The organism is Nocardiopsis sp. NPDC006938 (genome assembly GCF_042869555.1).
Taxonomy (GTDB): Bacteria; Actinomycetota; Actinomycetes; order Streptosporangiales; family Streptosporangiaceae; genus Nocardiopsis.
Genome location: NZ_JBIAGA010000009.1, coordinates 100,476 through 126,429, shown reverse-complemented (window position 1 = coordinate 126,429; position 25,954 = coordinate 100,476). Strand labels below are relative to the sequence as shown.

The 25,954-nt window shown below is 72.4% G+C and carries 19 protein-coding genes; 11 read left to right on the top strand and 8 right to left on the bottom strand.

Translation table 11 applies throughout. From position 1 onward, the window contains the following. Positions 1-14: 14 nt before the first annotated feature. Entirely contained in the window at positions 15-2,390 is a 2,376-nt protein-coding gene (locus tag ACFYL4_RS15690; RefSeq protein ID WP_387519039.1) for an ATP-binding protein, read from the top strand. A 275-nt stretch (positions 2,391-2,665) separates the two neighbouring features. Here ACFYL4_RS15690 and ACFYL4_RS15685 read toward each other — a convergent pair whose 3' ends face one another. The 4 genes from ACFYL4_RS15685 to ACFYL4_RS15670 form a co-directional block, all read right to left on the bottom strand. Next, on the bottom strand, positions 2,666-4,603 hold the full coding sequence (locus ACFYL4_RS15685) for a substrate-binding domain-containing protein (RefSeq protein ID WP_387518918.1): 1,938 nt from the start codon (positions 4,601-4,603) through the stop codon (positions 2,666-2,668). Next, a complete protein-coding gene (locus ACFYL4_RS15680) occupies positions 4,593-6,131 on the bottom strand; it encodes a sugar ABC transporter ATP-binding protein (protein WP_357765414.1) in 1,539 nt (512 codons plus the stop codon). The genes ACFYL4_RS15685 and ACFYL4_RS15680 overlap by 11 nt, the downstream gene beginning before the upstream one ends. Beyond that, entirely contained in the window at positions 6,124-7,152 is a 1,029-nt protein-coding gene (locus tag ACFYL4_RS15675; protein ID WP_387518917.1) for a LacI family DNA-binding transcriptional regulator, read from the bottom strand. The genes ACFYL4_RS15680 and ACFYL4_RS15675 overlap by 8 nt, the downstream gene beginning before the upstream one ends. A 550-nt stretch (positions 7,153-7,702) precedes the next feature. Then, complete coding sequence (locus ACFYL4_RS15670) at positions 7,703-8,389, bottom strand: GntR family transcriptional regulator (protein ID WP_387518916.1); 687 nt, start codon at positions 8,387-8,389, stop codon at positions 7,703-7,705. A 170-nt stretch (positions 8,390-8,559) separates the two neighbouring features. On the opposite strand from ACFYL4_RS15670, the gene ACFYL4_RS15665 reads away from it, so the two are divergent. From ACFYL4_RS15665 to ACFYL4_RS15635, 7 genes are all read left to right on the top strand, one after another. Next, positions 8,560-9,744 (top strand): CaiB/BaiF CoA transferase family protein, encoded by a 1,185-nt coding sequence (locus tag ACFYL4_RS15665; RefSeq protein ID WP_387518915.1) that lies wholly within the window; start codon positions 8,560-8,562, stop codon positions 9,742-9,744. Continuing rightward, positions 9,744-10,622, top strand: a complete 879-nt coding sequence (locus ACFYL4_RS15660) for an HpcH/HpaI aldolase/citrate lyase family protein (protein ID WP_387518914.1) — start codon at positions 9,744-9,746, stop codon at positions 10,620-10,622. The genes ACFYL4_RS15665 and ACFYL4_RS15660 overlap by 1 nt, the downstream gene beginning before the upstream one ends. A 400-nt stretch (positions 10,623-11,022) precedes the next feature. Further along, positions 11,023-12,366: a TRAP transporter large permease subunit gene (locus ACFYL4_RS15655; protein WP_357765427.1), complete on the top strand. Its 1,344-nt coding sequence runs from the start codon at positions 11,023-11,025 to the stop codon at positions 12,364-12,366. Positions 12,367-12,423: 57 nt separating this feature from the next. Next, entirely contained in the window at positions 12,424-12,693 is a 270-nt protein-coding gene (locus ACFYL4_RS15650; protein ID WP_357765430.1) for a hypothetical protein, read from the top strand. A gap of 198 nt (positions 12,694-12,891) precedes the next feature. After that, positions 12,892-13,491, top strand: coding sequence for a methyltransferase (locus tag ACFYL4_RS15645; RefSeq protein WP_357765433.1), 600 nt, complete (start codon positions 12,892-12,894; stop codon positions 13,489-13,491). 81 nt (positions 13,492-13,572) lie between these two features. After that, complete coding sequence (locus ACFYL4_RS15640) at positions 13,573-14,301, top strand: IclR family transcriptional regulator (RefSeq protein ID WP_387518913.1); 729 nt, start codon at positions 13,573-13,575, stop codon at positions 14,299-14,301. Between the two features lie 130 nt (positions 14,302-14,431). Continuing rightward, positions 14,432-15,205 carry a DUF1932 domain-containing protein gene (locus tag ACFYL4_RS15635; protein WP_357765439.1) on the top strand — a complete coding sequence of 258 codons (774 nt, stop codon included), beginning with the start codon at positions 14,432-14,434 and terminating at the stop codon, positions 15,203-15,205. Between the two features lie 128 nt (positions 15,206-15,333). Here the strand turns inward: ACFYL4_RS15635 and ACFYL4_RS15630 are convergent, their stop codons facing one another. Continuing rightward, a complete protein-coding gene (locus tag ACFYL4_RS15630; protein WP_357765442.1) occupies positions 15,334-16,449 on the bottom strand; it encodes a winged helix DNA-binding domain-containing protein in 1,116 nt (371 codons plus the stop codon). Positions 16,450-16,620: 171 nt separating this feature from the next. After that, a complete protein-coding gene (locus ACFYL4_RS15625) occupies positions 16,621-18,774 on the bottom strand; it encodes an alpha-N-acetylglucosaminidase TIM-barrel domain-containing protein (protein ID WP_387518911.1) in 2,154 nt (717 codons plus the stop codon). A gap of 250 nt (positions 18,775-19,024) precedes the next feature. Here ACFYL4_RS15625 and ACFYL4_RS15620 point away from each other — a divergent pair, with 250 nt between their 5' ends. The 3 genes from ACFYL4_RS15620 to ACFYL4_RS15610 are packed head-to-tail and all read left to right on the top strand — an operon-like array spanning position 19,025 to position 22,123. Next, entirely contained in the window at positions 19,025-20,356 is a 1,332-nt protein-coding gene (locus ACFYL4_RS15620; RefSeq protein WP_387518910.1) for an ABC transporter substrate-binding protein, read from the top strand. Continuing rightward, positions 20,349-21,299: a carbohydrate ABC transporter permease gene (locus tag ACFYL4_RS15615; protein ID WP_387518908.1), complete on the top strand. Its 951-nt coding sequence runs from the start codon at positions 20,349-20,351 to the stop codon at positions 21,297-21,299. The genes ACFYL4_RS15620 and ACFYL4_RS15615 overlap by 8 nt, the downstream gene beginning before the upstream one ends. Next, entirely contained in the window at positions 21,299-22,123 is an 825-nt protein-coding gene (locus ACFYL4_RS15610; protein WP_387518907.1) for a carbohydrate ABC transporter permease, read from the top strand. The genes ACFYL4_RS15615 and ACFYL4_RS15610 overlap by 1 nt, the downstream gene beginning before the upstream one ends. A 42-nt stretch (positions 22,124-22,165) precedes the next feature. On the opposite strand, the gene ACFYL4_RS15605 is transcribed toward ACFYL4_RS15610, so the two are convergent. Both ACFYL4_RS15605 and ACFYL4_RS15600 read right to left on the bottom strand, forming a co-directional pair. Beyond that, positions 22,166-23,254 carry a ferric reductase-like transmembrane domain-containing protein gene (locus tag ACFYL4_RS15605; RefSeq protein WP_387518906.1) on the bottom strand — a complete coding sequence of 363 codons (1,089 nt, stop codon included), beginning with the start codon at positions 23,252-23,254 and terminating at the stop codon, positions 22,166-22,168. 201 nt (positions 23,255-23,455) lie between these two features. Continuing rightward, positions 23,456-25,021 carry a BCCT family transporter gene (locus ACFYL4_RS15600; RefSeq protein ID WP_387518905.1) on the bottom strand — a complete coding sequence of 522 codons (1,566 nt, stop codon included), beginning with the start codon at positions 25,019-25,021 and terminating at the stop codon, positions 23,456-23,458. Positions 25,022-25,954: the final 933 nt, after the last annotated feature.

The following is a 25,954-nucleotide window of genomic DNA, read 5'->3' as shown; positions in this document are numbered from 1 at the left end:
GGGACAGCGCGCGGATGGGCCCGGTCGCGGGACGCGCGGTGCAGGCACGGGACGTCCGGGGCGGGGTGCACTTCCACGGCCGGGGCCCGGCGGCACCCCCGAACCCCGTGCCCAGACAGCTCCCCGGTGACGTGTACGGGTTCGTCAACCGGGCGGGGGAACTGGAGGTGCTCAGCAGCCACCTGAGCACCGAGAACTCCGGGAACGGACCGGAGGCACCGATCCACGTCGTCACCGGCACGGCCGGGGTCGGCAAGACCGCGCTCGCCCTGCACTGGGCGCATCGGGTGCGCGAGCGCTTTCCCGACGGCCAGCTCTACGTGGACCTGCGGGGATACGGTCCCGGCCCGCCGGTCGAACCCGACCAGGCGCTGGAGCGCTTCGTCCGCGCCTTCGGTGTGCCCGCCGACGCCGTACCCGCGGACGTGGACAGCCGCTCCGCCCTCTACCGCTCCCTCCTGGCCGAACGCCGCGTGCTGGTGCTCCTCGACAACGCGGCGACGGCGGCGCAGGTACGCCCGCTGCTGCCGGGCTCCTCGGCGTGCGTCGTGCTGGTCACCAGCAGGGACCGGCTGTCCGGGCTGGTCGCCAGGGACAGCGCCCGACGTCTGACCGTGCGGACACTGGCCCCGGCCGAGGCGGTGGAACTCCTCGAACACGTCACTGAGCGCCACCGGCCGAAGGACGAGCCGCAGGAGGTCGCCGAGCTGGCGCGTCTGTGCGGGCAGCTGCCCCTGGCCCTGCGCATCGCCGCCGAGCGCGCGGCCGGACGCCCCCACATGCCGTTGGCGGAGCTGATCCAGGACCTGCGCGACGAGTCCGCTCTCTGGGACACGCTCGCCACCGACGACGAGGAGGAGGCCGACGCGGTCCGCACCGTCTTCGCCTGGTCGTATCGGGCGCTGCCGGAGGAGACCGCACGTCTGTTCCGGCTGCTCGGGCTGCATCCCGGTCATGACTTCGACGCGGGCTCCGCGGCCGCCCTCGGCAACCTGCCGGTCCGGCGCGCACGGCGCGTCCTGGACATGCTAGTGGGCGCGCACCTGGTGGAACAGATCGGTCCGGACCGGTACCGCTTCCACGACCTCCTGCGCTCCTACGCACTGGACCAGGCACGCCGTGAGGAGTCGCCCGAGCGACGGCGGGAGGCCCTGGGCCGTCTGGTGACCTGGTATCTCCGCACCGCCGACGCCGCCGCCAGGGTGGTGGACTCGCCTCTGCGGCACCTCGACCCGCGCTCGTATCCGGGCGAGAACCCATCAGGGGGCGTTCCCCAGTTCACCGACAACACGGACGCGGTCCGGTGGTTCGAGGCCGAGGGCGGGAACCTGGTCGCCATGACCGAGGCCGCCGCCGCTGCCGGGATGGACGCCCTCGCCTGGCGCCTGCCGGTCGTGTTGAGACACGTCTACGTGTACCGAACTCCCATGAGTGCCTGGATCACCACGACCCTCATCGGACTGGGTGCCGCCCGGAGCGAGCGGGAGCACGCGGCGGAAGCGGACCTTCTGGAGAGTCTGGGGATGGCGTACGTGCAGTCCCACCGCATGAGGGAGGGCATGGCCCACCACCGGAACGCACTGCGGTTGCGCCGGGACCTGGGCGACGAGCTGGGGGAGGCCATGTCGTTCAACGCGCTGGGACTGGCGCATCTGCGCGAGCACCGGCTCGACGAAGCGCGCGAGGATTTCGAACGCTCACTCGACATCGCCCGGCGTCTGGGCGAACGGCGCTGGGAGGGGATCGCACTCGGCAACCTCGCCGACGCGCTACTCGACTCGGGAGACCTCCATGAGTCCGTGGCCCTTGCCGAGGAAGCCGTCACGATCCACCGTGAGACCGGGAACAGGATGAGCGAGTTCGCCGGTCTGGCCTGTTTGGGCGCGGCATGGCGTGAACTCGGCTCGACCGAACGCGCGCTGTCCTACGTTCAGGACGCTCTCGACGCCGCCCGGGAACTGGAGAACCCGGCCCGGGAGGGGTTCGCGCTCCTGGAACTCGGTCAGGTGCACGCGGTGCTCAACCGTCCGGACGACGCCCTGGCGAGCTTCCATGAGGCGGCCGTTCTGTACCGCTCGATCGGTGATCACGTACGCGAGTCCGCCTCCTTCGAGGGCGCGGGTCAGGTCCATCAGGCGGTCGGACGAGCGGGAGAGGCGGCGGGGTTCTATCGGCAGGCGGCGAGCGGCTACCGGCGGCACAACGCCCACTGGGAGCTGGCGGTGTGCCTGGACCGCCTCGCCACCGTGCGGTCCGAGAGCGGTGAGCGAGAGGCCGCACACGAGCACTGGCACGAGGCGCTGGAAGCCCTCGCGGACCTGACCGGCCCCAGAACCGAGGATCTTCGCCAGAGGATCGCCCTGGCCATCGAGAGGGAGCCAGGCCCCTGAACCAGCGGTCCCATCGCACGGGTGTCTGATCAGGCGTCCCCGTGGTGGGACGGCTGGGACCTGGGGTGCGATTCATCGGGGTCCCGCACCCCGGGCCCCGAGCCCCGAGCCCCGGGGTGCGGTCCTGGGACTTCTGGGCCTCTGGTTCCGAGTGGGTCCGCGTCGTGCTCGGTACGAACACTTGCCGCTGATCCCGACGCCCGGCAGGCCGGAGGGCCCGGGGCGTCTCCACCCCGGGCCCTCCCTCCCACTTTCACGCGGTCATGCGCACCTCGTCAGGAGAAGTCCTCGACGTTCTCCTCCGTGACGACCTCCACGGGCACCATCACGGTCTCCTCCAGGGCCTCACCGTTCGCGGCGGCGATGGCGTTGCGCACCGCCACCCGCCCCAGCTCGGCGGGCTGCTGGGCGATCGACGCGTGCAGCACGCCGTCGGCCACCGCCTCCAACCCCTCGGGGGTGCCGTCGAAGCCGATCACCACGGCCTCCTCACCACGGGAGGACAGCGCGGCCGCCGCGCCCAGGGCCATCTCGTCGTTCTCCGCGAAGACGCCGTCGAGGTGACCGTGGGCCTGCGACAGGTTGGTCATCACGTCGAGACCCTTGGAGCGGTCGAAGTCGGCGTTCTGCTTGGTCACCACCTCGATGTCCGGGAACTCCGCGATGCCCTCCTCGAAACCGGCCCCGCGCTCACGGCTGGCCGACGTCCCCGGGGTTCCCTGGAGAATCACGATCCGGCCCTCCTCACCCAGCGCCTCGGCCATCGCCCGCGCCGCCAGACGCCCGCCCTCGACGTTGTCGGAGGCCACCAGGGTCGCCACCTCGGCGTCGGTCACCCCGCGGTCGGCCGCGACCACCGGGATCTCGGCGTTGTTGGCACCCACCACAGGGGGACCGGCGGCGTCGGAGTCCACCGGGTTGATCACCATCGCGTCCACACCGGTGCTGATGAAGTTCTGGACCTGGTCGGCCTGCTGGGAGGCGTCGTCCTGGGCGTCGGTGACCACCAGGTTCACCCCGGCCTCGTCGGCCTCGGCCTGGGCGCCGTCCCTCATCTGGATGAAGAACGGGTTGTTGAGCGTGGACACCGACATGCCCACGCGCGGCCCGTCGGAGGAGGAGTTCGGCAGCAGGAACGACAGCGCCCCCACCACGACGGCGGTGGCGGCCGCCGCGATGACGAGCTGGACTCCGCGCCGACCCCGGCTGACGGCGGCTCCCGGCCCGGTGCCACCACCGCCCGCACCCCCGGAACGGCGGCGCAGGGTGTCGAACAGGACGGCGAGGGCGATCACCACACCGATCACGACCTGCTGCCAGAACGCGGACACCGACAGCAGGTTGAGCCCGTTGCGCAGCACAGCGAGGATGAGCGCGCCGATCAGCGTGCCGAAGGCGGTACCCACACCACCGGCCAGGCTGGCCCCACCGATCACGACCGCCGCGATGGCGTCCAGCTCGTACCCCTGCGCGGCCTGCGGCTGCGCGGAGGCCAGCCGTGAGGCCAGGATGACACCCGCGACGGCCGCGAACAGGCCGGACAGTGCGTAGATGCCGAGCTTTTGACGCTGGACCCGGATACCCGACAGCCGCGCCGCCTCCTCATTGCCGCCGATCGCGTACATCGCGCGCCCGGTGAAAGTCCGGCGCAGGATGACGGCGGTGATCAGGCCCATCACGACCATGATCAGTACCGGAACCGGAAGCCATCCGCCGATCGAGCCGCCCAGGGCGGCCACGGAGTCCGGCAGCGCGATCGGGCTGCCCTCGGAGATCACCAGCGACAGCCCGCGCCCCACCGACAGCATGGCCAGCGTGGCGATGAACGGCGGGAGCTTGCCGTAGGCCACCAGCGCGCCGTTGACCAGACCGCAGGCCGCGCCGGTGGCGGCGGCCAGCGGCAGCGCCAGCCAGACCGGCACCCCCTCGACCGTGGCCAGAAACGCCAGCACCGTCGCCGACAGCGCCGCGACCGAACCCACGGACAGGTCGATCCCGCCCGCGATGATCACGAAGGTCACACCGAAGGCCAGGACCGCGATCACGGCCGCCTGCACACCCACGTTCAGCAGGTTCTGCGCGGTGAGGAAGTCGCCGGACAGCAGTGACATGACCACGACCAGGAGGGCCAGGGCGGTCAGCGCGCCGTTCTCCAGCAGGAAACGCCGCACGGCGGGCCAGGCGCCGCCGCTCTTCTCAGTGTCAGTGGCCATGGGGGCCCTCCACTCCGTTCTGTTCCGTGTCGGTTCGGGGGGCGGCGGCCAGCGCCAGGGACATCACGGCGTCCTGCGTGGCGTCCTCGGCGGCCAGTTCCCCGGTGATGCGGCCCTGGGCCATGACGAGCACGCGGTCACTCATCCCCAGCACCTCGGGCAGGTCGCTGGAGATCATCAGCACCGCGTGACCGGAGGCGGTCAGTTCGTTGACCAGGCGGTAGATCTCGACCTTGGCGCCCGCGTCCACACCGCGCGTGGGCTCGTCGAGGATGAGCACCCGGGAGTCGGCCAGCAGCCACTTGCCGATGACGACCTTCTGCTGGTTGCCGCCGGAGAGGGTGCGCACGTGCTGGTCGATGCCGGACATGCGCACCCCCAGCTCGCCGGCGATTCGGCGGGCGGAGGTCCGCTGCCCGGAACGGTCCACGAACCCGGCCCGGCTGGTGGGGCCGAGGGTGACCAGGCCCAGGTTCTCCTCCACGGAGGCGTCCAGGACCAGGCCCTGGCCCTTGCGGTCCTCGGGGACCAGGCCCAGCCCGGCCCGCATGGCCGCGCTGACGTCGCCGCCGGGCAGGGGCACGCCGACCACCTCGACCTCGCCCGCGTCGTAGGGGTCGGCGCCGAACACCGCACGCGCCACCTCGGTGCGGCCCGCGCCCACCAGCCCGGCGAGGCCGACGACCTCGCCCGCGTGTACGTCGAGGTCCACGTCCCGGAACCGGCCGTGGCGGGTCAGGCCGCGCACCCGCAGCAGCGGCTCACCGGGTTCGGGGCGCTCACGCGGGTACTGTTCGTCGATGCTGCGCCCCACCATCAGGCGGACCAGCTCGTCCTCGGGGGTGTCGGCGCCCACGTGCGCCACCGAGCGGCCGTCGCGCAGGACCGTCACCCGGTCGGCCAGAGCGGCGATCTCGTCCAGGTGGTGGGTGATGAAGACGATGCCCACACCCTCGTCGCGCAGCCGCCCGGCGATCTCGAACAGCCGCTCGATCTCGCCGGTCGTGAGCACGGCCGTGGGCTCGTCCATGATGAGCACCCGGGCGTCCAGGCTGAGCGCCTTGGCGATCTCCACCATCTGGAGCTGGGCGATGCCCAGCCCGCGCACCTTGGCGCGCGGGGAGACACGCACGCCCACGCGGTCCAGCAGGAGCGCGGCGTCGGCCTCCATCCGCCGGTGGTCGATCAGACCGAACCGGCGAGGCTGGCGGCCCAGGAAGATGTTCTCCGCGACCGTGACGTCGGGGACCAGGTTGAACTCCTGGTAGATGGTGGCGATGCCCAGCCGGGCGGCGTCCTGGGCGTCGCGGATGACGACCTCCTCGCCGTCCACGAGGACGCGCCCGCGGTCGGGGCGGTGCGCGCCGGAGAGCACCTTGATGAGGGTGCTCTTCCCCGCCCCGTTCTCGCCGAGGAGGGCGTGGACCTCGCCCCGGCGCAGGTCGAAGCCGACGTCGTCGAGGGCCACCACCCCCGGGAAGGCCTTGCGTACGCCCTCGATGCGCAGCAGTTCGTGCGGGCTACTCACGTGCGGCTCCTCCTGACTGGGTTGGTGCGACGGGCTCGCCGCAGGAGCGGCGGGCGACCAGGTGGGCGGGCAGGACCGTCGACGTCGCGGGTTCGCCCTCGATGAGCGCGGCCAGGGCCCGCACCGCCACCCGCCCGAGTTCGGCGGTGGGCTGGGCGATCGTGGTGATCGGCGGGTCGGTGTGGGAGAACCACGGGATGTCGTCGAAGGCGGCGAGCCCGATGTCGTCGGGCACGCGCAGGCCCCGCGCGGAGATCGCGTCGAGGGCGCCCAGCGCCATGAGGTTGTCGGTGGCGAAGACGACGTCGGGGGGTTCGGGCAGGTCGAGGAAGCGCTCGGTGGCCAGGCGGCCGCTCTCGGCCTGGAAGTCGCCGCGCCCCACGTACTCCTCCGGGAGGGGGAGCCCGTGGCGGGCCAGGGCCGAGCGGAAGGCGTCGAGCCGTTCGCGGCCGGTGGTCGTGGCGGCGGGGCCGGTGATCACGGCGATCCGTCGGCGGCCCAGGGCGTGCAGGTGGTCGACCAGGTCGCGGACGGCGTCACGGCCGTCCGCGCGCACCACGGGGGCGTCGGCCCCGGCGATCCACCGGTCCACGAAGACCACGGGGGTGGGCCCGGCGGCGGCGTCGAGGGTGCTGGGGGAGTGGCCGTCGGCGGGGGAGACCAGGAGCCCGTCGATCCGGCGTTCGAGCAGGTTGCGGACGTGGTGGTCCTCCAGGTCGGCGCGCTCGTCGGCGTTGCCGATGATCACGCTGAAGCCCAGTGCGCGGGCCTCCTCCTCCACGGCTCTGGCGAGCTCGGTGAAGTAGGGGTTGAGGACGTCGCTGATGACGAGGCCGATGGTGCCGGTGCGGTCGGTGCGCAGGGAGCGCGCCACCGCGTTGGGCCGGTAGCCGAGGGCGTCGACGGCCGCGAGCACCCTGGTGCGGGCGGCCTCGCTGACGGAGGCGTGGCCGTTGAGGGCGCGGGAGACCGTGGCCACGGACAGGCCGGAGGCGGCGGCGACGTCCTTGATGCCTACCACTCCGGGCCACCCGTGGACGCGGGTTCCGGGGTGCGGTCCGGGACGCGGTATCGCGCGGGTTCCGGGGTGTGGTCAGCCCGGTGAGAGCCTCGAGGGACCCCCTCGGCGCACCGCGTGGAAACGTTTACATGTGCGATCACGAAGCCATGATGCGTCATCGGCACAGGAATTCACAAGTCGGGGGCGGGCGGGCCTGCGGGCGGCACCGTTCGGGACCGCCCACGGGCGGGGTGGAGTGCGCCCACGGGTGCCGACCTCACGTGAGCGACGCCTCGACGCGTACCCGGGTGCCGCGCCTTCCGCGCGGTGGGCACGCGGCGGACTGGCCCGCTCGGGCGCGGATGTCGGGGAAGCCGCTGGTGACGTGGATGCCGTAGGTGGTCGAGGTGCCGGCGCTGGACGTCAGGGGTGACGGGGCGCCTCGGGCCCCTGGGTTTCTGGGGTTCCTGAGGCTCCTGGGTCCCGTGCGGGGTCGGTCCCGTGATTCCCGGGCTTCCTGGTGGCCTGGTCGTGTGGCGGATGTGCCGGGTGAGGGTCCGGCACGCCCGTGCTAGCGGGCCGCGTCCTCGCCGGGGGAGGCCAGGATGTGCTCGGCCATGAGGCGTTCGGCCTCCTCGGCGTCGCCCTGCGCGAAGGCCCTGAGCATCTCTCCGTGTGCGTCCAGATACAAGCGGACCCTGGCTGGGTCCTTCCAACGCGAGACGGTCTCCAGGATGGGGTTGTTGCGCCGGAGCGAGCGGACGTGTCCGCCCAGCAGGGCGGGGCCGCCGATGTCGGCGACCATCTGGTGGAACAGGTGGCTGTCCCGGGCCAGCTCCTGGGAGTCGGCGGAGTCCCGGGCGGCGGCGACCATGCGGTCGTGGACGGCCGTGAGCTCGGCGAGCTGCCCCTCGGTGATCCGCTGGGCGGCGAGCCGGGCGCTCAACCCCTCCACCGAGGCGCGCAGGAGCCGGAGCTCCTCGGCCGCCTCCACCCCGAGGGCGGAGACGGTGGCGCCGTGGTGGGCGCGGTAGGTGACCAGGCCGTCGCTCTCCAGGCGGCGCAGCGCCTCGCGGACGGGCGTGATGGAGACCCCGAGGCGGGTGGCCACCTCGTCCTGGTTGACCGAGGAGCCGGGGGGATGGACCCCGTTGACGATCTCGTGCCGGAGCGTCTCGTGTACGTACTCGGCCTTGCTTGTGGGCGGACGTCCAGTACGCGGGAGCCCCGCTGTCTCCCCGCTACCAGAGGCGGACAAGAGCGGACCTCCCCGTCGACACGATGTTCATGGAACCCAGCTTAGGGGTTCGGGACCCGGTACCCCGTCGGCGTTCGGCGGTGGTGGGGGCCGTGGCGAGAGCGCGGCGGTGGCGCCGGATGACTGGGGACCCCCTTGCGCCTGGTTATATATCTTATAAGTTGTTTTCTATGAGATCACTGAGCAACCTGAAGGTCGTCGACGCGGCCACGCTCTTCGCCGGTCCGATGGCCGCCACCTACCTCGGCGACTTCGGCGCCGACGTCGTCAAGGTCGAGCACCCCCGTCGCGGCGACCCGGCCCGGGGGCACGGGCCCACCAAGGACGGGGTCGGGCTCTGGTGGAAGATGCTGGCCCGCAACAAGCGCACGACCACGCTCGACCTGTCCCGGCCCGAGGGCCAGGAAGTGGCGCTCCGACTGCTGGACGAGGCCGACGTCCTCATCGAGAACTTCCGCCCCGGCACCCTCGAACGCTGGAACCTCGCCCCCGAGACGCTCCTCGAACGCAACCCCCGGCTCATCATCGCCCGCGTCACCGGGTTCGGGCAGAAGGGGCCGATGGCCCATCGCCCCGGCTTCGGGACCCTCGCCGAGGCCATGAGCGGCTTCGCCGCCATGACCGGGCAGCCCGACGGTCCGCCCACGCTCCCGCCCCTGGCACTGGCCGACGGGATCGCCGCGCTGGCGGTGGCCTACGCCGTCATGGTCGCCGTGCACCACCGGGAGGAGACCGGCCGGGGCCAGGTGATCGACCTGGCCATCATCGAGCCGATCCTCACGGTCCTGGGCCCCCAGCTCACCGCCTACCACGCGACCGGCGCGATCCCGGAGCGGACGGGTAACCGGTCCACCAGCAACGCCCCCCGCAACACCTACCGGACCCGGGACGGCCGCTGGCTGGCGATCTCGACCAGTGCCCAGTCCATCGCCGAACGCGTGATGCGCCTGGTGGGGCGTGAGGACCTCGTGGACGAGCCCTGGTTCGCGTCCGGCCGAACCCGTTACGAGCACGCCGACGAACTCGACGAGGCCGTGGGTTCCTGGATCGCCGCGCGCGACGCGGACGAGGTGATCGCGGAGTTCGACCGGGCGCAGGCGGCCATCGCGCCCATCTACGACGCGTCCGACATCGCCGACGACCCGCAGTACCGGGCCCTGGAGACGATCGTGCACGTCCCCGACGACGAACTGGGGAGCGTGGCGATCCAGAACGTGCCCTTCCGGATGTCCGAGAGCCCCGGTGAGATCCGTTGGGTGGGTCCGCCCAAGGGCCGTCACACCGACGAGGTCCTGGCGGAGCTCGGTTACTCCGAGCAGGCCCGGACCGGGCTGCGCGAAGCGGGGGTCATCTGATGAGCGGCACCCAGGCGCCACTGGTCACGTGGCTCTACGTACCCGGTGACCGTCCCGAGCGCTTCGCCAAGGCGGTCGCCTCAGGGGCCGACGCCGTCATCCTCGACCTGGAGGACGCGGTCCTGCCCCCGGCCAAGGAAGCGGCCCGACGCAACGTGCGGGACTTCCTCGACGCCCGCCGCGCGGGGTCGGCCGACGACGGGGTGCGGGTGCACGTGCGGATCAACGCCCCGCACAGCGAGTGGGCCGCGCTCGACGCCGCCGCCGTGGCGGCCGGGGGCGCGGACGGGGTGCGGGTGCCCAAGATCGAGTCCGTGCGGGACGTCGACCTCGTCGTGGACGCCGTCGGCGAGGGCGTGCCCGTGGACTGTCTGTTGGAGTCGGCGCGGGGCGTGGAGAACGCCTCGGAGATCGCGGCTCACCCGGCCGTGCGCTCGTTGGCCCTGGGGGAGGCGGACCTGACCGCCGAACTGGGTCTGCGGGGCGACGAGGCCTTCGCGTGGCTGCGGACCCGCATCGTCGTCGCCTCGGCCGCCGCCGGGCTGGCGGCGCCGGGGATGGCCGCCTACATCGACGTCCGTGACACCGAGGGCCTGTACCGCTCCTGCCTGCGCGGGCGTGACAGCGGGCTCTTCGGCCGTTCGGCGATCCACCCCCGCCAGGTCCCGGTGATCCGCAGGGCCTTCACCCCCTCCGAGGAGGAGGTGTCCCGTGCCCGCCAGATCGCCGAGGCGGCCGAGGGCGCGTCCGCGGAGTCGGTGCGCGGGGGCGGCGCGATCGCTCTGGCCGACGGCCGCTTCGTCGACGCGCCGGTCGTGGCCGCGGCCCTGCGCACGTTGGCCCTGGCCGAGAGCATCGCCGAGCGCGGGTCGGACTGAGGCCCCTTCCCTTCCCGGGGGCGGGAGTCCGGCCGCCCGCCCCCTCCGGGTGCCGGATGCCCTGTGTGCCGGGCGATCCGGGAGAGCGGCGGACCGTAGCGGGGCGTTGGCCGCGTGTGCCTTGGGCGTGCCCGCGTCCGTGCGCGCCCCGTGACGGTCGCGTTGCAGGTCAGAAGATTCTCGGTGCACGGTTGACGTTCGACGTAACCTGGGACACACTTCACACAGCGCACTTACACTTCACTAGTTGAAACTTTGTTTCGACCAGATGAAAACACGCGACCTGTGGGAGAGGACCGCCTCCCCACCCCGCCGACCGTTCGCACTCCTCCGAACGGTCCGCCACCGCCCGGCGTCCTCCGCGACGCCGTTCCCCGATCACCGAGCCCGGGAGCCTCCCATGCCCTCAGCCCTCTTGGCCCTGGCCGCCTTCATCGCGGTCATCATCGTCTGGAGCGCCGTCTTCAAGAGGAACATGGGCGAGGCCATGTTCCTCGGCTTCGTCGTCACCTGTCTGTTCGCGGGCGGGGACTTCTTCGGAGCGATGGTCTCCGGCCTCGTGAACACCACCTCCAACGAGGTCATCTACGCCGCGCTGGCCTTCGTGTTCATGGCGTACATGATCGAGCGCACCGGCCTCATCAACAAGATCCTCGACATCCTCAACGCGGCCCTGGGACGCCTGCGCGGCGGCCCCGCCTACGTCGACGTCGTCGCCTCCGGCGTGATGGGGGCGCTCTCGGGGTCCAACTCGGGCAACGTCGCCTCCACCGGTTCGGTCACCGGACCCTGGATGGTGCGCAACGGCTTCACCCGGGCGCGCGCGGCCACGATCCTCGCGGGCAACGGGGGTATGGGAGCCGCCCTGCCGCCCAGCTCGTCCATGGTGATCATGCTCGGCTTCGCGGGTGCGGCCGTCTCGACCGGAGACATCTACCTCGCGCTGCTGGTCACCGGCCTGTACCAGGTCCTGCACCGGCTCGTGATGGCCTTCGTGTTCGTCCGGGTGGACGGCGTGCGGGTGGCCGAGGACGAGGCCCGGCTCCCGTTCGCACGGGTGTGGCGTACCGGATGGCCCGCCACCCTCATCTACCTCGGCGCGCTCATCCCGATCGCGGTCACCACCGGCCCGCTCTCGGACTACCTGGGCTCGCCGGACCGCCTCGGGGACGCGCTCGGCGACATCTCGCTCATCACGTGGATTCCGATCCTGATCATCCTCATCGCCGCCATCGTCGGCCGCCGCGAGCTGCCCGGGAGCGCACGCCAGTGGTACGACTTCGTGCTCGCCGCGATGCCGCGCCTGGGCACCATCGGCGCGCTGTTGATCTTCGCGATGGCCGCCAGCGGCGTGCTCGCGGACCTCGGCCTGGCCGAGGACGTCGAGCAGGTCCTGGGCTACTTCAACGCCGGGCCCTTCCTCATGGTGGCGCTGACCGTCTTCCTGGTCGCGGTCGTCTCGATCCCCCTGACCTCGACCGCCGCGCTGACCGCCGTGGGCCAGGTGTCCTTCCTCAGCCTCGTCGCCGTGGGCGTGGACCCGGTGATCGCGCTGGTGGTGCCGCTGGTGGCCGCCTCCACCGAGGGGTCCTCCCCGCCCTCCGCGCCGATCTTCATCGCGTCGGGGATCGTGCAGGTCAAGGCGGAGAAGACCTTCGTGCCGCTGATCCTGTTCTACCTCGTGCCCATCATCCTCCTGGCCTGTCTCGTGGGCTGGGGAGTCCTGCCGATTTTCGTCGTCTGATCCATCGCGTCCCGGGCGGGCGGTACGGCCGCCCGCCCGAACAGAAAGGGGCACCTGATGTCCGAACGCAAACAGTCGGCGCGCCAGCTCGCGCTGAGCATCCTCCGGGTCCTCTTCGTCGCGACGTTCGCCGGGTTCTTCCTCGTCGCGATCCTCATGGTGCTGGGGCAGCTGGTCGGCACCGTCCTGTCGCAGCCCGCGCTGGTCAGCGCGGCCTCGGAGTACCTGCTGGTTCCCGCGGTGACCCTCGCCTCCACCTTCGGTGTCATCGCCTTCCTCGCCTCCTACCTCCACGGTGACGACCAGGAGGAGACTCCGGCGGCCTGACCTCACAATCCTCCACCTCGCGGAGGCGGGGCGCGGCTCGGTTCAGGTCGGGCGCCCCGCCTTCGTTGGTTGCGGATGGTGGCGTAGTGGTGACAAGAAGCCATGTATATTTCATTCATTGACAATGAACTTCACTAGATGAAATGTTGGTGGTGTCGCCAAGGGAACTCGGCGACTCGCGCCCTCGAAAGGAACCCCATGACGGGACAGACCACACCCCTGCCCGATGACCTGCACCGCCGTCTGGGCACGCTGCCCGCGGCCAACGTCGGTGACGTGCTCGACCGCCTGTACGTGGCCGAGGCCGCCATCTCGACCGTCTGGAAGGGCGCGAAGGTGGTGGGACCGGCCTTCACGGTGATGACCGCAGGGGGCGACAACAAGCTCATCCACGAGGCCATCGACACCGCGGCGCCCGGTGACGTCCTCGTCATCGACGGCCAGGCGGTCACGCACCGCGCCCTGCTCGGCGACCTCATGGGCCGACGGGCCAAGGCCCGCGGCCTCGCCGGGTTCGTCGTGGACGGCGCCGTCCGCGACGCCGACGACCTCGGCGCCATCGGCTTCCCGACCTGGGCCCGCGCCGTCACCCCGGCGGGCCCCTACCGCAATGGCCCCGGCCTGCTCCAGGTCCCCGTCTCCGTCGGCCGCGTCGTGGTCAACCCCGGCGACGTGATCGTGGGCGACGACGACGGCGTCACCGTCATCCCCAGGCACCGGCTGGAGGAGATCGTCACCGCCGCCGAGGCCAAGCGCGCCAGCGAGGAGGAGGCACGGGCGAGGATCGCCTCCCTGTAGCATTTGCGGGACATTCAGCTCCCTACCCTGAGGGGTTCCGCAGTGGCCGCAGAGTCGTCGGGCCAGCCCACGGTACGCAGTGTGGAGCGTGCCCTTGACGTCCTGGAGGCCCTGGAACGCAGCGACACCCCGCTGCGCCTGGTGGACCTGTGCCGCCTGGTGGACCTGCACCCGGCCACCGTGCTCAGGTCGCTCGCCGTCCTCCAGCGCAGGGGCCTCGTGGTCACGGAGAACCAGACCTACCGCCTGGGCGTGGCCGTGCTGCGCATGGCCCACGGGTTCCTGGTCAACGACCAGCTCACCCAACAGGCCCGTCCCGTCATGCAGAGCCTCACCTCGGTCACCGGGCTCACCTCGTCCCTGTACGTGCGCAGCGGCTTCGAGCGCGTGCTCGCGGTGCGGGTCGACGGCAGCCCCCAGCTCCACTACCAGGTTCCGATCGGCCGCTGGTTCCCGCTCTACGTGGGGTCCGGCAAGGTCATCGCGGCCCACCTGCCCAAGGACGAGCGGGACGCCGTGGCGGCGATGTCGGAGGGGTGCGTCAACGCCGCCGGAGAACCGCTCGACCCCGAACGCGTACGCCGCGAACTCGAGGACATCGACAGGGACGGCCACAGCCTGACCATCGGTGAGCGCGACGTCGCCGTCGCCGCCGCGGCCGTCGCCGTCACCGGCCCCACCGGCGAGGTACTCGCCGCCCTCTCCGTGTCCGGACCCTCCGAACACACCTCCAAGGACCGCCTACGACAGGCCGTCCCCGAACTCCGAAGAGCAGCCTCCGCCCTCAGCGGACGGCACGCCCGCCCGTGATCCGGCCCAGCGCCTGACCCGTACCGGGAACGCCGCCCGCCGGACCACGGCGGAGCGGCGACCGGACGGGGCGGGCGCACCCGCGCGCCGCACCGGACCGTCGTCGGCTCCCACACGACGAAAGGTCACCATGCGCATCACGGTCATCGGCCTCGGTGAGGCCGGGAACATCTACGCCAGCGCGCTCACCGCCAAGGGCCACGAGGTCACCGGCTTCGACCCCGGCCCCACGGACACCCCCGACGGTGTCCACCGCGCGGACTCCGCCCACGCGGCCGTGGCCGGTGCGGACCTGGTACTGGTCCTCACCTCCGCCTCCGTCGCACCGGCCGTCGCGGACGGCGTGCTCGGAGCGCTCCGCCCGGACACCGTCTACGCCGACCTCACCTCCGCCGCCCCCGACACCATGCGGGCGATCGGCACGAGGGTCGGCTCCACCGGGGCCCGGTTCGCCGACGTCGCCATCCTCGGCCCGATGACCATCGGGGGAGCCGCCACCGACCTCATCGCCAGCGGCCCGGGCGCCGCCGACGTCGCGCGGGTGTGCGCACCCCTCGGCGCCCGCGTGGAGGTCCTGGAGGGGGAACCGGGAGAGGCCACGGCGCGCAAGCTCCTGCGCAGCTCCCTGATGAAGCCCCTCGCCTCCGTGGTGTGCGAGGCCGTGATGGCGGGCCGGGCGGCCGGGGCGGAGGAATGGGTGCGCGAACAGGTGGCCGCGCAGCTCACGGGCGGAACGGAGCTGGTCGACCGCTTTCTCAGCGGCACCGTCAAGCACGCGTCGCGCCGCAGTGAGGAGGTGCGGGCCACCGCGGACTACCTCGACTCCCTCGGTGTCCCGAACGAGATGACGACCGCCTCGGAACAGACCCTGCGCCGACTCGCCGCCAACGGCCGACAGGGCTGACCGGCGCCGCGCCCCCGGCCGCGCCGCGCGTGCGCCGTGCGCGCGCAGGCCCGGTCGGGGGTCGGCCGGGGGTCGCTCCGGAGTCGGTCGGGGTCGGTCGGCGGCGGCTCGGTGCGCCTGGGCGGGGCTCACGCGGGGGAGGTCCCCACGCGTACCCGGTCGCACCGCTGGTCCGAGAGGAACAGCGCCAGCCGCCGCCCCTGCTCCGCGACCTCCTCGCGGTCGGTCCGGGACAGGGAGCGCAGCGGGTCGACCACCACGGCGCCGTCCTCCACCCGCCAGGTCGCGCCGACCCGGCCGTCCACCAGGACCACGCGCTCGCCCGCCACCGACAGCCCCCGGTGCTCGTCGTCGATGATCCGGTTCCGGAAGTGGTACCCGAGCACCGCGTTGTCGAAGGCGGGCAGGAACCGCACCGGAACCGCGGTGCCGGGGTCCGGGCGGGGCGCGTCCGGCAGGTCGAGCAGCTCCCTGCCACGCTCGTCCCGGAAGGAGACCAGCTCGCCCCGGACCGCGGCCACCGCCGCCGGAAGCCCGGCCAGCCCGCACCAGGAACGCAGGTCGGTGGTGGTGGCCGGACCGTACGCGGCGAGATAGCGCCGGACCAGGGCCTCACCGACGGGGTCGGAGCCCTCGGGGGCGAGGGGATCGGGCTCCCGGCCCAGCCACGAGGAGACCAGGACGTTGCGCACCCCGCCGCCGGTGCGCCACAGCCCGCGAGGCGGGGACTGCACCACCGGCAGCAGGGCCGAGACCAGCATCTCGCCGAGCGGACGCCGCCCCGGCTCCGGCCAGCGGTCGGAGAGTGCCGCGACCAGCTCGGTCATGGACCGGGGCCGCCCGTCGGACATCACCGCGCGGCCCGCCTCGGCGAGTGCGTCGAGGTCGACCCCGCGCAGGTCGGCCCGGTAGACGCCCATGACCTTCTGCCGCAGCATGGCATCGAACCGGGACCTCCAGGCGAGGGCGTCCTCGGCGGTGACCAGGTGGACGGTGCGCCGCATCAGGTGGACCCGCACGACGCGCCGTGCGCTGAGCAGGTCGGAGAGCTGTGCGGCATCGAACGAGGCCATGCGGGACCAGAGCCCGACGAACGGCTCCTGGGGCTCCTGGGCCTGGAGCCCGCCCAGGTGGGAGACGGTCTCCCACACCGACCGGGTGGTCGGTTCGAGAAGGGCCTGCCGGGCCAGCGCGGCGCGGTTCAGCGCGCGGTCGTCCAGCACGGGCGCGGTCCTCGTGGCCATGGTCGGTTCCCCCGTTCGTCGTGGTGCGGGGACACCCTCGCAGGAGTGGCGGTCGGTTCCTGTCCTCCACTGTCGGAGCGGACCACACGATGGAGCGCGGGAACGGTCGAGGAGGGCGAGGGTCGGGAGTCGTGAGGGACGGATGGGCCGGGCACGGGCCGATCACCGTCCTCAGGGGGCCCCGGCGCGGCCGTAGCGTTCCAGCAGCGCGCGCGACCGCCCCACCACCCCCTCCGGCGGGACCTCCACCGTCGGTGCCCCCTCGGCCAGGAACCGCTCCGCGATCCCGGTCAACTCGCGGTTCAGTTCCGCCGTGGCCCCGTGCCGGTCCACGACGGCACGCGACAGGCCCCGCCCCCACGCCTCCCACCGGGGCCGGTGGTAGCCGCCGACCAGGCCCGCCCACAGCCGGGCCGCGTAGTCGTCCAGTACGGTGTCCCCGGGCGTGGTCCACACGGTGAGGACGCGGCGGGCGTTGTCCCGCAGCACGCGCAGGTCGGTGTCGTCGGCCGCCCACGACTCCGCCCGGGCCTCCCAGGTCGCGTACCGGTACTCGGGGCGGGTCGTCAGCAGCGCGTCGAGGTCGTCGAACACGCGCAGGAACCGCTCCACGTCCTCGGCCGAGACCGCGCCGCGCGCGGCCGCGGCCTCCACCAGCTCCGCGTACCGGTGGTCGGCCACCCGTGCCAGCACCGCCATGGCCACGTCGGCCAGGTCCCCGCCGAGCGGCCCCTCCGCCAGCGCGGGCTCCCGTTCGGCGGCGCCCACCAGCGCCTCCCAGGCTCCGACGAGGTCGGTCCACGGGTACCAGACCAGCCCGTCGACCTCCGCGCGCACCCTCTCCGGCCGGGCCAGGTCCGTGTAACCGGGCCGGGCGGTCAGCACCCCGTTGAACTGTTCCGGGAAGATCCGCACCCCCGACGCGCCGTAGACGGTGGTGTTCAGTGCCCGCCAGCCCGCCAGCAGCGCGGGGTCGGACTCCGGCCCGTAGCGCCCGCGCACGAACCCGGGCAGCCAGTCCCGGGACACGTCACCGGTGCGCGTCCACGCCTGGTCCGCCACCAGCTCGAAGAAGGCCGGGTTGTTCCGGGTGGCCTCCATGGACAGTCCGAGACCCACGGGGCGGTTCCCGGCGGCCTTGGCGGCGTTGATCCCGTCCACCGCGCCCTGGAGGTCGCCGATCGGGTCGGTGCGGCCGCCGAAGTTGAGCAGCGCGCACCACACCCACTCCTTGGTGCCGAACGCCCCCAGCCGGGACCACTGGGGGTCCTCCTCCGCCCACAGGTCGAGCACGAGCAGGCGCTCGTCGGGGATCGCGTCCAGGAAGGCGTGCACGCGCGAGTCCGACCAGAAGTCCCGCTGGTAGGAGAAGGGCCAGGCCTGGAGTACCCACACCGCGTCCGGGTCGGCCTCGGTCAGACCCGCCAGGGTGGCCCGCGCCACCCGCCCCGGGAAGGCGGGGTCGGCGTCCACCGGCACCATCTCGATGAACGGGTCGAGCGCGTACAGGTGGTCGGTGCCCAGCAGCCGGGCCTGGCTGCGCGCGATCTCCTCGGCGACCCGCGCGTACCGGGGGTCGGCGGGGTCCAGGACGTGGGTCGTGAACCCCTGCCAGGTGCGGGTCCGGGTCCGCCCGGGGGCGAGTTCGTCGGGTACGTGCCCGGTGAAGCCGGGCAGGGCCGGGGTCATGCCGAAGGACCGCTGGCGTTCGAGCACACGTCGGGCGAGCCGCAGGTGGCCGTCGACCCAGGAGGAGGGCATCGGGCCGGGGAAGCCGTCGAGGTTGCCCATGTACTGCCAGGGGAGGTAGCCGGGCCCGCCGAGGAAGCGCAGCACCGTGGACTCGTCCAGCCCCAGCGCGGCGTAGGCGTCCAGGAGGACGGCCTCGTGGCCGAGCAGGGTGAGGGGCAGGGTGACGCCGTGCAGCGCCATCCAGTCGATCTCGCGTTCCCAGCCGTCCCAGTCCCAGTACGCGGCCGTGTAGCCCTGGGTGCAGAAGTTCAGGTAGTAGAGCTGGTCGGTCTCGGCGGTGCGCCGGGTCGGCGGGGCGTCCGGGAACTCCGTGACGGGCAGCGGCCGGGGCGTGTCCCAGCCGACCGCGGTTCCGCAGACCTCCCGGAGGTAGGTGTGCAGGCCCACGGACGCGGCGAGCGCGTCGGTGGCGGCGATGGTGAGCGCGCCCTCCCGGGCACTGAACTCGAACGCCCTTTCCCGCGCGTCGAGTGCCCGAAAGTGGACTTCCGTGTGAACGGGTCCGAGAATCCTGGTGACCAATCCGAGTGCCACGGTTTCCCAAAAGGGAGAATTTGTTGCTATAGCGGACATTTAGGTTATCCAAGTTGCGTCGTGAGAATTCGGTTACGTACAGTACATAACCGATCTGAGGCCGGACAAGCCTTGGGTTACCGGGCCCTCGACGTCCCGACGCTGCGGCGGGCGAAACGCAAGGACATCGCCCGGCCTGCGTGATCCCCCGTCGGTGTTCCCTGTTCTCGCGCGCCGTCCCAGGGACCGGAGTCCGCTCTCCCCAGGAGTGTCGGCACCCCCCACCACAAAGGATCAACGGAGAAACAGGATGCCCCCCAAGGAAAAGGCCACACGCGCCGCGGCGTTCTCGGTGGCGGCCGCCTCGGCCGCGCTCACGCTCACCGCCTGCGCCGCCCTGACCACCGGCTCCGCCCAGGACAACACCCCCGGTGAGATCTCCACCGACATCGGCGACGCCGAGGCCACCCTCACGCTCGCGTTCGCCGACGACCCGCCCACCCACGAGCTGGTCCAGGGCTTCACGTCCAGGTACCCCAACGTCACGGTCGAGCTCCAGCAGACCCAGTTCACCGACTACGTCAAGACCATCAGCCTGTCGATGACCTCGGACGACGCCCCCGACATCGCGCAGTACAACCCCGGCGCGATGCGCTCCCTCATCCCCGGCGGCCACATCCTCGACCTCGACCCCTACGCCGAGGCCTACGGCTGGGACGAGTCCTTCCCGGCGGCCAGCCTGGAACCCCTCCGGTCCGACGACGCGGCCTCCGAGTTCGCCACCGGCAGCCTCTACGCCGCACCCGGAGCCCTCTCCGTCCTGGGCGTCTTCTACAACACCGCGCTCCTGGAGGAGGCCGGCGTCCCCGAACCGCCCGCCACCCTGGAGGACTTCGAGACCGCCCTCGAACTCGCCGACCAGGCCGACATCGCACCCCTCAGCGTCGGCGGCCTCGAGGTGGGCGGATTCCAGATCTGGAACGCCCTGCTCAACGTGCTCGGTGACCACGGCGAGTACAAGGACTGGGTGTACGGAGCGGCCGGGTCCACCATCGAGACCGACGCCGCCGCCGAGGCCACCGAGACCTTCCACCGCTGGGTGGAGGCCGGGTACGTCCCCGAGAGCGCCAACGCCACCTCCGACAACGACGCCCGCGCCGCGTTCGTCGACGGCGACGGCATGTTCCTCGTGACCGGCAACTGGGCCGCCTTCGAACTGGAGGCCGAGATGGGCGACGACGTCGGCTTCATGCTCATGCCGGGCACCACCGTGGACCAGACGCCGGTCGCCTCCGGGGCCAGCGTCGCCTACGCGGTGTCCTCGCACACCGACCACCCGGACGTGGCCGCGGCCTTCCTCGACTACCTGAGCGGCGTCGAGGCGGCCGAGATCCAGCTGTCCACCGGCTTCATGCCCGTCGACACCCAGGCGCCCACCGAGAGCCGCGGACTGCTCGGCGAGGTCAACTCCGGGTTCGGCACCGTCGCCGACAACGAGGGGATCGTCCCCTTCCCGGACTACGCCACGCCCGGCATGATCGACCAGCTCACCCCCGGCGTCCAGGGGCTGATCTCCGGAAGCGCCACCCCCGAGGAGTTCCTCGCCTCCCTACAGGCCGAATGGGAAAGCCACCATGAGTAGCGGAGGACCCGCGCACCGGCACACCGCGCCCGCCCCCGCGCCGCCCCCCGGCGCCGGGGGCGGGCGCCCGCGCCGCCGACACCGGACCCGGTCCGGGCTCAAGGGCTGGCTCTACCTGCTGCCCGCCCTGGCCGTCTACGGCGGCTTCGCGATCTACCCCGCGCTGAGCACGCTCTCCTTCTCCTTCCTGGAGTGGGACGGCGTCCAGGCCCCGGCCTGGGCGGGGCTGGCCAACTACACGCGGGTCGTCACCGACCCTCTGCTCGCCGGGGCGATCCGCAACGGGCTCGTGCTCATCGTCTTCTTCTCGTTCCTGCCGATCGCGATCGGGCTGCTGATGACCGGGCTGCTCACCGCGCGGGGCGGGCGGGGCACCACCTTCTACCGGACGGTCTACTTCCTGCCCCAGGTGCTGCCCCTGGTGGCGGTCGGCACCACCTGGCGCTGGCTCTACAGCGGCGGCGGCGCCGTCAACGAGTTCCTGGCGGCCGTGGGCCTGGGCTGGCTGGCCCGCTCCTGGCTCGCCGACTACCACCTCGCACTCGTCGCGCTGGGGTTGATCGGTACCTGGTGCATGAGCGGCCTGTGCATGGTGCTGTTCATGAGTGGGGCCCAGAAGATCGACCCGGCGCTGCACGAGGCCGCCGCCCTCGACGGAGCCGGACGCCTGCGCCGGTTCCTGCACGTCACCCTGCCCGGGCTGCGCAAGGAGGTCGGCATCGCGGGCGTGATCACCACCATCGCCGCGCTGGCCAGCTTCGACCTCGTGTACGTCACCACCAACGGGGGCCCCGCCGGGCAGACCAACGTGCCCGCCCTGCTCGTCTACCGGCTCGCCTTCAACGAGGGCGACGTCGGTGCGGCCAGCGCGCTCGCGGTGGTCCTGACCCTGCTGGTCGTCGCCCTGGTCAGCGTCATCCGACTGCTCGCGAGGGAGAAGTGATGCGTCAAGACGTCCCGGTCTCGGTCCTGCGGCACGGCGTGCTGGCGGTGATCGCCGTGCTGGTGCTCTTCCCCTTCGCCGGGATCGTCCTGGCCGCCCTCCATCCCACCGGCTCCCAGGTCGGCGGGCTGGGCGTGCCCGACCAGTGGTCGTGGGAGAACTTCCGGCTGGCCTGGGAGGCGGGCCGCTTCGACCAGCTCACCAGGTCCGGTCTGGTCATCGCCGCGTTCGTGGTTCCGCTGACGGTCTGCTTCGCGACCCTGGCCGGGTACGCGCTCGCGGTCCTGGGCGTGTGGGGCGGGCGCGTGCTCTCGCTCGGCTTCGTCCTGGGGCTCACCCTGCCGGTGGAACTCCTGGTCATCGCCCTCTACCTCAACCTCCGGGAGGTGGGCCTGACCAACACCCACACGGGGGTGGTCCTCGCCGAGGTCGCCCTGTTCCTGCCCTTCGGCGTGTACTGGATGCAGTCGCACTTCGCCGGGGTGCCCAAGGAGCTGGTGGAGGCCGCCCGGGTGGACGGCGCCCGCGACAGCGCGGTGCTCGCCCGGGTGCTGCTGCCGATCTCCTGGCCCGCCGTCACGACCCTGTCGGTGCTGGTGTTCATGTGGTCGTGGAACCAGTTCCTGCTCATCCTCGTGATGGTGCAGACCCCGGCGCTGCGCACCGCGCCCACCGGACTGGGCCTGTTCGTCGGTCAGTACGGGACCGACGTCCCGCTGCTCGCGGCGGCCAGCCTGATCGTGATCGCCCCCATCGTGGTCGTCTACCTGCTCTTCCAGCGCAGCTTCGTCAACGGCATCACGCGCGGTGCCGTGAAGGGGTGAGGCGGGCGGCCGCCGGGACCGGACGTCCCGGCGGCCGCTCGGTTAGGGCGTGTCCTCCTCGGGCCGCCTTCGCGGACCGGCGGGGCCGGAATCGCGCTCGGAGGCCCGCACCGCCAGGGCCACCGCGCCCATGACGGTCAACAGGACGGCCAGCCCGCCCCACACCAGGGGCTGGGTGACCAGCAGATCACCGGACGGCTCGCCCCGGGTGCGGCCGCCGTCCCGACCGGTCACGGTGACCAGGAGCAGCACCACCACACCGGCGGCCGCGAGCAGGCGCCCGCAGAGCCGGACCAGACCGCCGGTCACCCGGCCCCGGACCAGGTCGGCCCGGGTCAGCCGCTCGTCGGCGCGCAGCGGCGTCAGCAGCCGGGCCAGGAACAGCAGGGCCACCGGCAGCTGGAGCGCCCACACGACCGTGCGGAACGCGCCGTCGAACCACACGTTCGTGCCGTACAGCAGGGTGTGCCACACGCTCAGGACGTAGACCACGATGACGAACCGGTGCAGTACCCGCCACAGCCGCGACCCGGTCCAGGCCCGTACGTAGAACGACAGGCTCAGCGGGATCGCCAGGTAGAGGGCGATGAGTCCCAGCAGGATGGCCACCTGTCCGGTCCCCGACGAGTACCCGCCTGGGACGAACACGTCCACGAACGCCGAGAACAGGAGCGGGAGGGCGCCGAGGCCGTCGGCGTTCTCCCGGAGCAGTTCGAGGAAGAACGCGAGGGCGTGGCCGAACATCAGCCCGATGGTGGTGATGCTGGTGACCCGGTGCCAGCGCTCCAGCCGCGAGAGGGGCACCGGCAGGGAGGCCGGGGGACGGGTGGCGCGCACCAGGCCGAGCATGAGGGTGATCCACGCCCACAGCAGCGCCGACCAGCCGAAGGCCTGGCACGCCCAGTACAGCCAGTACCGCCGGGCGTCGGCGAGGAACGGCATCACCTCCAGGGTCTGTGAGGTGCCTCCCTCGACCCGTACGTACAGGACGACGAAGATGACGGCGGTCGCGACCAGGGCCGCGGAGGAGTCGAAGAGCAGGTGGCGCAGGTCGGAGCGGAGCGTGCGGCGGTCGAGTCGGGGCCTCCTCGCGGGGCCGGGTGAACGGTCGGGGGCGGGGGAGGGTCGCATGTGGGGGTCTCCCAGAGGGGGTGGGAACAGGACGGCCGTGGCGTGCGAGGAAGAATCCCCACGGCGCTCACAGTGAACCCCGCGCGGGGGCGCGGAGTCCAGGAGCCGTTTCTGCCCTCCTGCCCCCACCCTCGGAGCGGTCCCCGGGGAACGCGACGGCCCCCGATGGGAACCGGAGGCCGTCGTCGGGAACGGACGCCGTCAGCCCTCGACGGCGACCTCGTCCCGCGGGTGCCCGGTCGACACGGGCGCGGGCCGGGGATCGGGCCCGGGCTCCGAACGCAGGTCGCGCAGGAAGCTGACCACCACGCCCACGATGACCACGAGGAACGGCGCGGAGGCCACGATCACGGTCTGCTGGAGGGCGTTGAGCCCTCCCGAGAGCAGCAGGATGATCGCCAGCGCGCCGGTCACCGCGCCCCACAGCAGCAGGATCGGCGTCCGGGGCCTGATGGACCCGTGGGTGGTGAGCATGCCCAGCACGTAGGTGTTGGCGTCGGCTCCGGAGACGAAGAACAGCACCGCGAGGATCACCACCAGAGTGGCCGTCACCACGGGCAGCGGGAACTCCGCCAGGGTGACGAAGAAGGCGCTGTTCAGGTCGGCCGCCGTGGCGCCCGCGATGTCGGTGCCGTGATTCAGGTCCAGGTCGATCGCGGCGCCGCCGAACACCGAGAACCAGGCGAAGAACGCCAGGCTCGGCATCCCCAGGACCACCAGGACGAACTGGCGGATCGTGCGCCCGCGCGAGATGCGCGCCAGGAACACACCGACGAAGGCGCCCCAGGACACCCACCAGGCCATCATGAAGTAGGTCCAGCTCTGGAGCCAGACGGTGTCACCGAAGGCCGGGCCGCGCAGGCTCATCTGGAGGAAGTCCCCGCCGTACTGGCCCAGGGACTCCAGAAACAGCGACACCAGGAACGCGGTCGGGCCGAGGAACAGCACGAACACGAAGAGCACCGAGGCCACCGACAGGTTGATCTCGCTGGTGTAGCGGATGCCGCGCTTGACCCCCGAGGCCGCCGAGAGGCTGAACAGCACCGTGACCACGACCACGATGAGGACCTGGGTGGTGGACCCGGTGGGCGTGCCCAGGACGCGGTTCAGGCCGTTGTCGATCTGGAGCGCGCCCAGACCGAGCGACGTGGTGGTGCCGAACAGCGTCGCGAACACCGTGAACACGTCGATCGCCTTGCCCGCGGGGCCGTCGGCGTGCCGGCCCAGCAGGGGCCGGAACAGGGCGCTGACCAGCCCGGGGCGCTGCTTGCGGTACATCGAGTATCCGAGGGCCAGGCCGAACACCGCGAAGATCGCCCAGGCGTGCAGCCCCCAGTCGTAGAAGGAGTACTGGAGGGCCAGGACGGCGGCCCCGGGCGTACCCGGCTCGGCCAGGTCGTGCGGCGGGGTCGCGAAGTGCGAGATCGGCTCGGCGATGCCGTAGGAGACCAGGCCGATGCCCATCACCGCGCACAGGATCATCGCGATCCAGGTGTGGGTGGCGAACTCGGGGCGGTCGTCGTCGGCGCCCAGCCGGATACGCCCGTAGCGGCTGCACGCCAGCCACACCAGGAGCCCCAGCAGGAGCAGCGGCAGCAGGATGTACACCCAGCCGAAGCTGGAGGTGACCGCGTTCAGGGCGGAGTTCATGGTGGCCATCTGGTGGTTCGGGGCGGCCACGCCCCACACCACGAACAGGGCCGACAACGCGAGGGAGGCCCAGAAGACCACCCCGACGGTTCTTCGTCCGGCCGGAGCGTCATTCATGGGTCGACTCCTCACGTGCCGCTCGGCATGAGGTCTCACGCGGCCCTGGGCTGTGGAGTCCGACCCTTCCGGAGTCGGGGGTGGTGCGCACGAAGGTAACCGCCTGTTCGTCGGTGGAGTTCGGGAGCCGGGGCGCCGTCCCGCGAGCGCGCACGACGAAGGGCGCCCGCGGTGCCGGACGGCACGGCGGGGCGATCAGTGTCGAGGAGAGCGTGACGGGCCCCAGGGTCAGAGGAGAGCGACGCGGAAGACGCGCCGCGACGCGGGTGCCGGTGGCCGCCACGACTGGCAGGGCCCGGCCGGGTGTTCGGCGGGCTCGACAGCACGGCCACGCACTGGCTTCACGGGCCTCGCCCGACGCCGGGCCGGGGAAGCGACCGGGCGCCGACCGCGCTGCGGCACTCGCGCACCGACGGGGTCGGGGGAGCGGCCGGTCCCCGGGGGGACCATGAGCGGATGAGGCCTTCGGATGAGCGTACTCGCATGTGGGAGCGGGGGAACCCGCACGGGATGTGGTCGGTGGCACGGCGCGCGCAGCGGGTTCGGGTGCCGAGGGCCCGGTTCGGGGCCGCGCGGCCCGCTCCCTGGGGCGATGCGTCGGCTCGGGGCGTCGCGGCGAGCGCGGGGAGGAGGTGGGCCGAGCGTGGGCGATCTCATGGCCGGGCCCGTCGGCCGGGAGGGCCACCGGGGTGGTCGGCGGGGTCCCGCTCCTTCGCCGGGGAGGTTCGCGGGGTCGGTGTGGACCCGCACCGGTGGGCGGGGCCGCTGGTCTGGTCGGCGTGGACCCGAACCACCCGGCCGAGGGCCCCCGGGCCCGCGGCCCCCGCCCGGGGGGTGGGGGGCCCCCCCGGGGGGGGGGCGGCCCGCCCCCACCGGGCCCCCCCCCCCCCGTCCCCCCCTCCCCGACGCGCGGGGGCCGGGGGTAACACCGGC